At 67.3% G+C, this 11765-nt stretch carries 9 protein-coding genes; 3 read left to right on the top strand and 6 right to left on the bottom strand.

What is annotated here, in order from left to right; all coding sequences use genetic code 11:
- Window positions 1-188: 188 nt before the first annotated feature.
- From ARC23_RS04280 to ARC23_RS04270, 3 genes are read right to left on the bottom strand one after another with little or no spacing between them, the layout of a single operon-like run.
- A complete protein-coding gene (locus ARC23_RS04280; RefSeq protein ID WP_057496089.1) occupies window positions 189-3266 on the bottom strand; it encodes an efflux RND transporter permease subunit in 3078 nt (1025 codons plus the stop codon).
- A complete protein-coding gene (locus ARC23_RS04275; RefSeq protein ID WP_057496088.1) occupies window positions 3263-4435 on the bottom strand; it encodes an efflux RND transporter periplasmic adaptor subunit in 1173 nt (390 codons plus the stop codon). The genes ARC23_RS04280 and ARC23_RS04275 overlap by 4 nt, the downstream gene beginning before the upstream one ends.
- On the bottom strand, window positions 4432-5679 hold the full coding sequence (locus tag ARC23_RS04270; protein WP_057496087.1) for a TolC family protein: 1248 nt from the start codon (window positions 5677-5679) through the stop codon (window positions 4432-4434). The genes ARC23_RS04275 and ARC23_RS04270 overlap by 4 nt, the downstream gene beginning before the upstream one ends.
- A gap of 62 nt (window positions 5680-5741) precedes the next feature.
- Here ARC23_RS04270 and ARC23_RS04265 point away from each other — a divergent pair, with 62 nt between their 5' ends.
- Together ARC23_RS04265 and ARC23_RS04260 are read left to right on the top strand one after the other, a co-directional pair.
- A complete protein-coding gene (locus ARC23_RS04265; protein WP_057496086.1) occupies window positions 5742-6416 on the top strand; it encodes a response regulator in 675 nt (224 codons plus the stop codon).
- On the top strand, window positions 6409-7782 hold the full coding sequence (locus ARC23_RS04260; RefSeq protein WP_057496085.1) for a sensor histidine kinase: 1374 nt from the start codon (window positions 6409-6411) through the stop codon (window positions 7780-7782). Before ARC23_RS04265 ends, ARC23_RS04260 begins: the two co-directional genes overlap by 8 nt.
- 116 nt (window positions 7783-7898) lie before the next feature.
- On the opposite strand, the gene ARC23_RS04255 is transcribed toward ARC23_RS04260, so the two are convergent.
- The 3 genes from ARC23_RS04255 to ARC23_RS04245 all read right to left on the bottom strand — a co-directional run bounded on the left by ARC23_RS04255 (window position 7899) and on the right by ARC23_RS04245 (window position 11092).
- On the bottom strand, window positions 7899-10250 hold the full coding sequence (locus tag ARC23_RS04255) for a GH92 family glycosyl hydrolase (RefSeq protein WP_057496084.1): 2352 nt from the start codon (window positions 10248-10250) through the stop codon (window positions 7899-7901).
- Window positions 10251-10346: 96 nt separating this feature from the next.
- Window positions 10347-10670, bottom strand: a complete 324-nt coding sequence (locus ARC23_RS04250; RefSeq protein WP_057496083.1) for a thioredoxin family protein — start codon at window positions 10668-10670, stop codon at window positions 10347-10349.
- A 5-nt stretch (window positions 10671-10675) separates the two neighbouring features.
- Window positions 10676-11092, bottom strand: coding sequence for a baeRF12 domain-containing protein (locus ARC23_RS04245; RefSeq protein ID WP_057496082.1), 417 nt, complete (start codon window positions 11090-11092; stop codon window positions 10676-10678).
- A gap of 162 nt (window positions 11093-11254) precedes the next feature.
- Between ARC23_RS04245 and ARC23_RS04240 the strand changes: the two genes are divergently transcribed.
- Window positions 11255-11473, top strand: a complete 219-nt coding sequence (locus ARC23_RS04240) for a hypothetical protein (RefSeq protein ID WP_057496081.1) — start codon at window positions 11255-11257, stop codon at window positions 11471-11473.
- The last annotated feature ends 292 nt before the right edge of the window (window positions 11474-11765 follow it).

Here is an 11765-nt window from a genome sequence, read left to right as displayed (position 1 = left end):
CGTTCCTGGCCGGTGCCGATGGCGGATGGATCAACGGCCAGGTCCTGCGTGCCAACGGCGGAATGGTGTAGATCGCACAGATGGCATCCACGCATGGCGCGACACCCTTGTAGAGCCGAGCCCATGCTCGGCTGCTCTTCGCGCGAAGGCCAGACGCAGCCGAGCGTGGGCTCGGCTCTACAGTCGGGTCAGGCGCTACGGGCCTCGCGGCGCCGGTGTACCCAGTAGTACAGCGTGGGCAACACCAGCAGGGTCAGCAGCATCGCCGACAGCAGGCCGCCGATCACCACCACCGCCAGCGGCTTCTGGGTCTCGGCGCCGATCGCATGCGAGGTCGCCATCGGCAGCAGGCCGAACATCGCCAGCAGCGCGGTCATCAGCACCGTGCGCAGGCGCTGCAGCGAGCCCTGCACCACGGATTGCAGCAGGTCCATGCCCTGCTCGCGCAGCTGGGCGAAGCGACTGAGCATCACCACCCCGTTCAGTACCGCCTGCCCGAACAACGCGATGAACCCGATCGCCGCCGACACCGACAGAGGGATGCCGGTCAACCACAAGGCCAGGATGCCGCCGATCATCGCCAGCGGCACGTTGGCCAGGATCAGCGCCGCGCTGCTGATGTCCTTGAAGGCGTCGAACAGCAGCACGAAGATGATCAGCACCGACAGCGGAATCACCCAGCCCAGCCGCTTCATCGCCCGCTGCTGGTTCTCGAACTCGCCCGACCACTCCAGCCGGTAACCTTCCGGCAGCTGCACGCGGGCCTCCACGCGCTTGCGCATGTCAGCCACCACGCTGCCCATGTCACGCCCGGCGATGAAGATGCTCACCGCCTTCACCCGCTGCGCGTTCTCGCGCGAGATGTTGATCGCGCCGCTGGCCATGCGGAAGTCGGCCACGTCGGACAGTGTCACGGTGTGGCCATCGCCGGTTCCGACGGGCACGGTGCGCAACCGCTGCAGGTCGCGGTCGGCGTCGTCCAGGCGCAGCGTGATCGGGAACCTGCGGTCACCTTCCCACAGTTCGCCGACCTGGCGCCCGCCCAGTGCGGTCTCGATCACCTCGTCGATGTCGCGCACGTTCAGGCCATAGCGCGCAGCACGGTCGCGATCGATCTGGATCTGCAGCTGCGGCAATGAGCCGTCGCGGTCGATGAAGGCACTCTCTACGCCCTCCACCCCACGCACCTGGCCCAGGATCGCCTGCGCCTGCCGGTTCAGCACGTCCAGATCCGACCCGCTGACCTTGATCACCACCTGGCCCTTGATCTGCGAGATGCTCTCCAGGATGTTGTCGCGCACCGGCTGCGAGATCGAGAACTCCGGCCCCGGAATGCGCTGCTCCAGCATGCGCTGCAGATCGCTTACCAGCTGCCGCTTGTCCACGCCCTTCGGCCATTCCTTCTCGGGTTTCAGTGCCACCAGCGCCTCGATCTGGTTGGCGCCCTTGGCGTCGGAGCCATCTTCCGGGCGCCCCAGCTTGGCCACTACCGTCGATACCTGCGGGAAGGTGCCGACCAGCTCACGGATGCGCCGCGACTGCTGCTGCGCTTCGGCCAGGCTGGTGCTCGGATCAAGCGTGGCCGTCAGCCAGATCGATCCTTCGTCCAGCTCGGGCAGGAACTCCGAACCCAGCCGCGTCCCCAGTGCCAGCGTGCCGAGCAGCAGTACCACCGCGGTCAGCACCACCGCGCGCGGGCGGGCCAGTGCGCGCTCCAGGACCGGCCGGTACCAGCCGGTCAGGCGGTCCATCAGCGGATTGCCGTCGCGCATTCGATCGCGCCGCAGCCACCCGTAGCAGAACAACGGCACCACGGTCAGCGCCAGGATCAACGCACCAATCAATGCCGAGGTCACCGAGTACGCCATCGGCGCGAACATGCGGCCTTCCTGGCGCTGCAGGGTGAAGATCGGGATATGCGCGGCGATGATGATCAGCATCGAGAAGAACGTCGGACGGCCCACTTCCGACGCTGCCGAAAGAATGGTCGAGAACCGTGTCTTCCGGTCTGCCGCAGGGGGCAGCTTCGACAATCGCGAGACGATGTGCTCGGTCACGATCACCGCGCCGTCGATGATGATGCCGAAGTCCATCGCGCCCAGCGACAGCAGGTTGGCCGGCACGCCCCACAGATGCAGGCCGAGGAAGGTCGACAGCAGCGCCAGCGGCATCATCGCCGCCACGATCAGCGCGGCACGGGCGTTGTACAGGAACAGCCACAGCACCAGGAACACCAGCACCGCGCCTTCCAGCAGGTTGCTGAAGACGGTTCTCAGCGTGGTCGAGACCAGCCACGAGCGGTCGTAGAACGGCTCGATGCTGACCCCGGCCGGAAGCTGGTTCGCTTCGATCTCGGCGATGCGCGCATGCAGGGCATCGAGCACGTCGGACGGGTTCTCGCCCTTGCGCATCAGCACCATGCCGAACACCGCATCGTCGTTGTCGTCCTGGCCGACCAGGCCCTGCCGGGGCAGGCCGGTGTCGGCGATCCCGGCCAGGTCGCGCACCAGGATCGGCGTGCCACTGCGCTGGGCCACCACCACGTTGCCGATGTCGGCCGGCGAACGCATCAGGCCCACGCCGCGGATCAGGAACTGTTGCTGGCCGCGTTCGACATAACCGCCACCCGCATTCGAGCTGCCCTTCTGCAGCGCCTCGGCGAACTCACCCAGGCTGATGCCGCGGTCACGCAGCTTGTCCAGGTCCGGCTTGACCTGGAACGTACGCGCGAAGCCGCCGAAACTGATCACATCGGCTACGCCCGGCACGGTGCGCAGGCTGCGCTCCATCGTCCATTCCTGCACGGTGCGCAGCTGGGTCGGCGTCAGGTGCGGGCCTTTCAGCACATACCGGTAGATCTCGCCCACCGCCGAGCTCATCGCCTCCAGCTCCGGCGTCACCCCTTCCGGCAGCTCCACGCCCTGCAGGCGCTCCAGCACCTGCTGGCGAGCAAAGTAGTCATCAGCCTTGTCATCGAAGGTCAGGATGATCATCGACAAGCCGAACTGCGTATGCGAGAACACCCGTACCGAATGCGGGATGCCGGACAACGCCACTTCCAGCGGCATCGTCACCTCGCGCTCCACCTCTTCGGCGGCACGGCCCGGGTGCAGCGATACCACCGTGACCTGGGTATCGGATACATCCGGGAAGGCTTCGACCGGCAGCACGCGGAACGTGGCAATGCCAGCACCGATGAACAGCAGCAGCGCCAACATCACCATCAGCGGCTGGCGCAGGCAATAGGCAATCAGGCGATCGATCATGGGGCGGCGTGCCCTGTGCCGGTGCCGGCGGCTGCCGGCGCGCTGTCCGCCAGCTGCTGCAGCAGCAGGCCGCCCTCGACCACCACTTTGGCCCCCTCAGCCAGCCCTTCCCGCACCCACAGGCGGCCATCGCCCAGCTCCTCGGCATGGACGGCGTGACGCACGAAGCGACCTTTGCCCTCTTCGACGAACACCACCTGTTTGCCGTCGATCAGCAGCACCGCGGCATCCGGCAGCGAGACACCGCCCTCGGCCGGCAATGCAACCTGCGCACGCACGTACTGGCCCGCTTTGAAACCCCGTGCACGGTTGTCCAGCTCGGCACGCGCCTGCACCACCCGGCGCTCGCTGTCGACGAAGTCATCCACGTGCTGCAACGTGGCCTGCAAAGGCTGGCCGTCGGCAGCGCTCAGGCTGACGTGCATGCCGGCCTTCAGGCGTCCGGCCAAGGCCTCGGGAATGTCCAGCTGCAACCACAGGCGGTCCGGATCGCCAATCACCGCCAACGGCTGTTCGCTGTCGGGGCTGACCGCCATGCCCGGACTCATCCGGCGCTCCACCAGCACGCCATCGATCGGCGCGCGCAGCGGCAGGCGCTGGTCGACGCGCTGGCCGTTGCCATAGGCCCTTGCGAACGCGGTTGCACGCGCATGATCGGCCTGGCTGCCGGCGAAGTTGGCCTCGGCCTCGTCCAGTTCGCGGCCCGACGCCACACCCGCCGCATGCAGCTCGCGGGTGCGCTCCAGCTCCTTGCGCGCCTGCTGCAGCTCGGCGCGGCCACGCACGCCGTCGGCCTGGGCCTGGCCGAACTCGGGCGAGGTGATCCAGGCAATCACTTGGCCGGCCTTCACTTTCTGGCCCGGCTGCGCCTCGATGCGCGCCACCTGCCCCGGCAACGGCGTGCGCAGTGCACTGGAACGGGTCTCGTCCCAGACCACCCTGCCCGGCAGCTGCAGGCTGGCGCTGGCGCCGGCGGTCACCGCCTCGCTGCGCAGCACGTCCAGCTGGCGGCTGCCGGCAGGAAACTGGATCTGGCCGGCACTGATCTGCGGCGCATCCTCGGTGTAGGACGCCGGCTCACGGCCGCAGCCGCCCAGCAGGGCCAGCGCCAGTAGGGTCGGCAGCACGGCGTGGCGCGCCCTCAGGCGATGGGCGACGGTGGACTTCATCGGGACTCTCCTTCAGCAACGGATGTGGCGGCTTCCCAGCGCGCCAGGGCAATGGCATGGTCGGCGCGCGCCTCGATCAGCGCGGCCTCGAAGTCGCGCCAGCTGCGGCGTGCATCCAGCAGATCGGTCAGGCTGGCGGCGCCGCGCCGGTACGCCAGTTCGATGCCCTGCACCGCCTTGCGTGCGGCGTCGGACTGCAGCCCCTCGTAGTCGCTGCGACGCTGCGCGGCCGACTGCGCGCTGGCCTGCAACCGGTCAAGTTCGGCGCGCGCCTCGCGCTGTAGCACCTGCAGTTCCAGCGCGGCAATGTCACGGTCGGCCTCGGCACGCTGGATCGCACCGCGTGCGCGTGACGGGCCGCCGAGCGGGATGGTCAGCGATACCCCCCAGGTGACGCCGCTGATGTCAGTCGGCTCACGTTCGGCTTCCACGCCCAGCTGGATGTCGCGATGGCGCTCGCTGCGTGCCAGTGCCACGCCGGTATCGGCAGCGGCCAGGCGCGAGCGCGCCGCACGCAGGTCGGCGCGCTGCTGCGGGTCGAACACGCGCGTATCGGCGATGTTGCCTGGATCTGGCCACGGATCATCGGCACTGAGCTCATGGCTGTCATCACGGCCAAGCAGCAGGGCCAATGCATGCCGCGCATCGCGCAGGTCCAGCGCTGCCTCGCGCGCCGCATCGGCCACGGCGAGGTCGTCCACCGCCAGTCGCGCACGATCCACCGGTGCCATCGCCCCGCTGGCGACCTGCTTTTCAGCGGCGGCCAGCTGCTCGGCCGAGCTCTGCCGGTTGGCCTCGGCGATCCGCACCCGCTCCTGTGCGCCCTTCAGTCCGAAATAGGCTTCATGCAGCGCCACCTGCTGGCGGCGTCGCGTGTCGAGCATCTCCAGCCCGGCCACCTGCAGCAACGCCTCAGCCTGGCGGATGCGCAGCGCACGCTTGCCGCCGCGTTCCCAGGTGAACCCCAGGCCCAGCGTGCTGTCCATCCGCTTGTCCTGCCAGCGCCCCGGGCCGATGCCATGCGCGGGGCTGATCTTGCTGCTGCCGATCGACAGCTCGGCCGCTGGCCGCAACGCGGCGGTCTGTGCATCGCCCTGCACGCCGCGCAGCTCCAATGCCGCCGCGCGCAGGTCCGGATTGTGCGCTTCCATGGCACGCTGCGCTTCCGCCAGCGACAACGCTGAAGCCACGGGCGCGAACAGGAGAGCGGCCAGCGCGGCCGCAAGACGAGGGGAGAAATTCATGCGCGTCACGGTAAGGTGACGCACTTGCGCCAAACTTGCCCCAACCTTGCACGAAGCTTGCAATGCGAATCCTGCTGATCGAAGACGACGCCGCACTGGCCGATGGACTGATCCGCGCCCTGCAGGGTGCCGGTCATCTGTGCGACCACCTTTCGCGTGGACTGCACGCGCCGGCGGCACTGGCCAGCGCGTCGTATGACGTGATGGTGCTGGACCTTTCATTGCCCGACGTCGATGGCCTGGACCTGCTCTCGCGCCTGCGCAATGACGGCGTCACCCTGCCGGTGCTGATCCTGACCGCGCGCGACGGTGTGGAGGACCGCATCCTCGGCCTCGACCGGGGTGGCGACGATTACCTGGCCAAGCCATTTGCACTGGGTGAGCTGGAGGCGCGCCTGCGTGCGCTGTCACGCCGCCGCAGCGACGCACCGGCGCAGAAGCGGCTGGGCCGGTTGTGCTTCGACAGCATCCGCAATGAAGTGCAGGTGGAAGGCCAGCGCATCGAACTGACCGCGCGCGAGCTGTCGCTGGTCGAGGCACTGATGCAGCATCCCGGCCGCACCGTCACCAAGCAGCGCCTGTTCGACGCGCTGTACAGCTGGGACCACGAGGCCAACCTGTCGGTGATCGAAGTGCATGTCAGCCGCCTGCGCCGCAAGCTGGAGCAGGCACGCGCTGGCGTCGGCATCCGCATGCTGCGTGGCCTGGGGTATCGGCTGGAGGCCGGGGGTGACTGAGCGCGTGCACAGCCTGCGGGGCCTGCTGCTGCGCCGCCTGTGGCTGCCCTTGCTGGTGCTGCTGCTGTGCAGCGCAGTCGGTTCATTCGCGCTGGCCCGCTTCTACGCCGGCCAGGTCTATGACCGCTGGCTGCTGGACTCGGCGATGTCGTTGTCCGAGCTGGTGAAGGTGCAGGACGGGCGTGCCTCGATCGAGATCACGCCCGCGGTGTCACGCATGTTCACCTGGGATACCGCCGACGAAGTGCATGGCGAAGTGGTCGACGCCGCGGGCGAGCGCCTGTATGGCGACCTGCCCGAAGCGCTGCCCCGCCCCGTGATCGCTGCCGGCAGCGACGATGCCGTCTACTACGACGCGCGCCTGCGCGGGCAGCCGGTGCGCATGGTGGAAGTGGTGGTCAGCGCCGGGCCAGGCCACGATATCCGTCTGCGCGTAGCCGAGACGCTTCGAAAGCGCCACCGGCTGGAGCGCAAGCTGCTGCTGACCAGCATCCCGTTCCAGGCCGCGATCCTGGCGCTGGCCGCGTGGCTGGCCTGGTCCGGTACCGGCGCGGCTGCGCGCCACGCCAACCAGGTGGCGCGGCGGCTGGCCAGCCCACGCCCCGACCCGCTGGCGCCGCTGGAACCGGCGCAGGAGGCGCCGCGCGAACTGTGGCCGGCGGTGGAGGCCTACAACGCCCTGCTGCAGCGCTTGGATGCGATGCAGGCGGCGCAACGGCGCTTTGTCAGCAATGCCGCGCACCAGCTGCGCACGCCGCTGGCAGCCATGCAGATCGAGCTGGAAAGTTCATTGCGCCAGCATGATCCGCAGGCGCAGCAGCTGGCGCTGTCCGGCACGCTGGCCGGGCTGGCGCGCTTGCAGCATCTGGTCAACCAGCTGCTGATGCTCAGCCGCTCGGAAGATCCGCATGGCAGCGCACTGCCGCTGCAGCCGCTGGACCTGGCCGCGCTGGCACGGGGCGTGGTCGAGCGCTGTGCCGACCGCGCATTGGCAGCGGGCGTGGACCTGGGCTACGACGGACCCGACGACGGCGTGCAGGTACAGGGCGATCCACAGCTGTTGCGCGAGGCACTGGGCAACCTGCTGGACAACGCGCTGCGCTACGGCGCCGCGCCCGGTGTGATCACCCTCGGCGTTCGGCAGGACGCTGACGGCGTGCAGGTATGGGTTGACGATGACGGCGCCGGCATCGCCGAAGCCGAGCGCAGCCGTGTCACGGAACGTTTCTACCGGGCCAGCAGCGAAGGCAATGGCTGCGGCTTGGGACTGGCGATCGTGGCCGAGATCGCGCAGCGGCATGGCGCGACCCTGATGATTGATACCGCCCCGATTGGTGGTGCGCGGGTGGGGTTGCGGTTTCGCTGACCTTTGTCGAATTGCCCTTGTAGAGCCGAGCCCATGCTCGGCTCAGGCACCGTGCCAAAAGCAGCCGAGCATGGGCTCGGCTCTACAGGTTCCAGGTCAGCCGTGAAACGTGCGCATCACCGGCTCATCGAATAGGGCGCCTGCGCGCCCTGCCCCGGCCACGCCTTGTTCGGCTCGGCCTGCATGCTGAAGCGCAGCTCGCCACCGGCCAGGATCTCGTCATGGCGCAGGAAGGTGCGCTGCAGCGGTTTGCCATTGAGACGCACGCTGCCGACGTAGGTGTGCTTGTCTTCCAGCCCCTCGGCCACGATGGTGAACGTTTTGCCGTTGGGCAGGCGCATCGCGGTCTTGGGCAGGAACGGACGGCCCAGGATGTACTCGCCCGAGCCCGGCGCCACCGGGTAGAAGCCCAGCGCGGTGAACACATACCACGCCGACATCTGGCCGACGTCATCGTTGCCGGCCAGGCCATCGGGGCGGTCGGCATACTGCGTGTCCATGATCTGCTTCAACCGCGCCTGGGTGCGCCACGGTTGGCCGGCGTACGAGTACAGGTAGGCCACGTGATGGCTGGGCTCGTTACCGTGCGCATACCAGCCGATCAGGCCGGTGATGTCTTCCATGTGCTCGAAGATCGATGGATCCACCTTGGCATTGAACACCTCGTCCAGGCGCGCGAGCAGCTTGTCGCTGCCCCCGTGCGCGGCGGCCAGCCCGGCGACGTCCTGCGGCACGTACCACGAGTACTGCCAGGCGTTGCCCTCGGTGTAGTCGGTGCCGTAGCCGCTGGCGCTGGGGTCGAACGGCGTACGGAAGCTGCCATCGCGCTTGCGCGCGCGCATGAAGCCGGTGTCCTTGTCGAACGCATTGCGCCAGTTGCCGGCGCGCTTGTCGAAGGTCGCCGCGATATCGGCCTTGCCCATCGCCTGCGCCATGCGTGCGATGGTCCAGTCATCGAACGCGTACTCCAGTGTCTTGCTGGCCGCTTCGCCCTCTTCATCGATCGGCACGTAGCCCAGCTCGCGGTACTGCGCGATGCCGTCATAGGGGCCGTAGTTGGCGGTCTCGACCATCGCCTTCAATGCCCTGTCGGCATCGAAGCCACGAATGCCCTTCACGTAGGCATCGGCGATCACCGGCACGGCGTGGTAGCCGATCATGCACCAGTCTTCCAGGCCATGGAACGACCACACCGGCAGCATGCCGTACGGGCTGTGCTCGTGGTGGGCGAGCATGGAATTGATGAAGTCGCTGTTGCGCTTCTCGGGCTGCACCAGCGTCAGCAGCGGGTGCAGCGCGCGGTAGGTGTCCCACAGCGAGAACGTCGAATAGTTGGTGAAGCCGTCGGCCTTGTGCACCGCGTTGTCCGAACCGCGATACTGGCCATCGGCATCCATGAACAGCGTCGGCCCCAGCATCGTGTGGTACAGCGCGGTATAGGCACTGCGGCGAGCATGTTCCGGCGCGTCGATGTCCAGCACGGACAGTGCCTGCGTCCACTCCTGCTTCGCCTGTGCACGCACGCGATCGAAATCGAAGTCGGCCACTTCCGCATCCAGGTTGGCGATGGCACCGGCTTCACTGACCGGCGAGATGGCCACCTTCACCACCAGCGGTGCATCCAGCTTGCCGAATGCGAACGTGCCGACCAGCTGACGGCCCTCGATCTGTGCGCGCTGGGACGGATCCTTCTCGCCCGGCGGCGGGAAGCCCTTGTAGACGATGTCCTGCTCGGTGTTGTGCAATTCATGCCCGGCCAGCGGGCGCGAGAAACGCATCGCGAAGTACAGCTGGCGGCCCGGCGCCCAGCCGCGGGTTTCGCGGAAGCCGGTGACCGTGCCGTCAGCACGCACCCGCACCCGCGACCACAACACCTTGCCCGGGTAGTCGTACATGCTGGTGCGCATGTCCAGCAGCACCTTGGCGTCGGTGCCCTTCGGGAAGGCGTAGCGATGCACACCCACGCGGGTACTGGTGGTCAGCTCGGCACGCACCTTGTAATCGTCCAACGTGACCGCGTAGTAGCCCGGCTCGGCCTTCTCGTCAGCGTGTCGGAAGCGCGAGGCATAACCGCTGCGCGGCTTTTCCGGATCACCCCGCTCCAGGCCGGGATTGCCGGTGAACGGCATCAGCAGGATGTCGCCCAGGTCCGAATGGCCCGTGCCGGAAAAATGCGTGTGCGAGAAACCGACGATGCTGCTGTCGTCATAGCGATAGCCCGCTGCCCAGCCATAGGCCTTTTCGCGCGGCTGGATGCGCGTGTCCGGGCTGAGCTGGACCATGCCGAACGGCAGCGTGGCGCCCGGGTAGGTGTGGCCTTCCCCGCCGGTGCCGATGAAGGGGTCCACCGAGGCATAGGCCTTGTCGGCGGCGGTTCGGGCCGGGGCCGCAGTGGCCAGGCCGGAAGCGAACATCGCCGTAGCGGCGACAGCGATCAGGAGACGACGGTCCAGCGTGGGCATCGGCATTTGGATCGATTCAGGTGATAGTCAGATCCTAGCACCGGGCCTGTCGCGCCGCATGCTGCAGTGCGACTGCCCGGCTTCCCATGCCCAGTTCAATCTTCAATCGGGAAGCGCGGTCTGCAACGACGTCAGATCCGCACGATCCAGCGGCCTTACCACCCGCGCAACCTCTTCTCCATCGTGCAGCAGCACCACCGTCGGCCACAGCTTTACCTTGAACGCTCGCCCCAATGGCCTTCCCTTGCCATCCTCGATCTTCCAGTGCGGCAGATCGTTCGCTTCGACAAAGGCCTGCAAGGCGGGCTGCGCGGCCTGGCAATGGCCACACCAGGGTGCACCGAACTCGAGGAGCTGCCAGCCGACCTGCGCCTCCACATCCGAGCGGTCGGGCTCCGCCGACAGGTGATCGCGCATGAAAGGCATCCGCGCTACGCCGCCAGCGCCTTCTGGATGTCCGCCAGCGGTGCGTTGGTCAGGTCCTTGGCAATATCGCCCAGCAGGCGGGCCTGGGTTTCCTTGTGCAGCAGCGGGCGGATGCGACCCAGCGTGGTCGGATCCGCGATCAACACCAGATGTGCATAGCGGTTCTTCAACGCATCCTCATTGAGCTGTTCCGCCACCTGCTTGGCGAACGTGGCCTCATTGAGCTGCGAGACCGACATATCCTTCGGCACTGCACCCGCAGGCCCCTGCCCGGATACACCCTGTTCGCTGATGTCCTGCAGGCGCAGTTCGCCTTCCTGCTTCAAGGTCAACTGGTGGTTGCTGCCCACGTTGGTGAACACCCGTGCCGAACCACCGTCGGCAACCACGATCAGGGTTCCTTCGGGAATCATCCGCGCCATTGCATCCTCCATCAATCCGAAAAGTGGGTGTGCGCTCCACCTTATGCACGCCGATGTCACCAGCGCGCGCACAGGATGTGATCCCGTCATCGCAATCTGCAATCAGCGCTAAATTTGTCCGCATGCCTGCCGCTATGGCCTCCATCATCGCGAGGAACCTCTGTGTACGCTGGCTCACTGTTCCACGTCTGCTTTGCTACCAGCCTGGCGATCGCCGGCTGCATCCATCAGTTCCTGCTGGGCCAACCGCTGTTCGCATTGGCCATCATGTTCTCCGTACTGACGATGATCGGCGCGGCACTGGTCACGCGCCGGCTGGCGCTTCCCGGCGCACTGGCCATGGCCTGCACCGTGTTCGGGTTGATGGCCAAATCGGCCTGAGGCATCTGAACAGGCAGCGTGGAACAGAGCGTGCAGATCAGCCCGCTTCGCTGCACGCTCACGCCGTTGCCGTTAAGATGAAGGAATGATCGACACGACCCACTACGTGACGGGCGCACCTGTTACGTGGGAAGCACTGCCGACCGGCGCTTCGCTTGCCACGATGGCTCCCGCCCTGCCGTTCCACCGCCTCGCGCTGGATCCTGGCGGATGACGCCCGCAGACGCTCTGCCTGCATTCCCACGCTGATGTGACCGCTGGCCGCTGATTGCGCGGCTGCGGCGCTCTGTTT

The organism is Stenotrophomonas beteli (assembly GCF_001431665.1).
Lineage (GTDB): Bacteria > Pseudomonadota > Gammaproteobacteria > Xanthomonadales > Xanthomonadaceae > Stenotrophomonas > Stenotrophomonas beteli.
Note: the sequence above shows the minus strand (reverse complement) of the source record. Positions and strands in the feature narration are given on the sequence as shown.

Bases quoted from the DNA above. Each gene is read 5' to 3' on its own strand.
- ARC23_RS04280 (WP_057496089.1), bottom strand. From the start codon at position 3,266: ATGATCGATCGCCTGATTGCCTATTGCCTGCGCCAGCCGCTGATGGTG.
- ARC23_RS04265 (WP_057496086.1), top strand. From the start codon at position 5,742: ATGCGAATCCTGCTGATCGAAGACGACGCCGCACTGGCCGATGGACTG.
- ARC23_RS04270 (WP_057496087.1), bottom strand. From the start codon at position 5,679: ATGAATTTCTCCCCTCGTCTTGCGGCCGCGCTGGCCGCTCTCCTGTTC.
- ARC23_RS04250 (WP_057496083.1), bottom strand. From the start codon at position 10,670: ATGCCTTTCATGCGCGATCACCTGTCGGCGGAGCCCGACCGCTCGGAT.
- ARC23_RS04255 (WP_057496084.1), bottom strand. From the start codon at position 10,250: ATGCCGATGCCCACGCTGGACCGTCGTCTCCTGATCGCTGTCGCCGCT.
- ARC23_RS04245 (WP_057496082.1), bottom strand. From the start codon at position 11,092: ATGGCGCGGATGATTCCCGAAGGAACCCTGATCGTGGTTGCCGACGGT.
- ARC23_RS04275 (WP_057496088.1), bottom strand. From the start codon at position 4,435: ATGAAGTCCACCGTCGCCCATCGCCTGAGGGCGCGCCACGCCGTGCTG.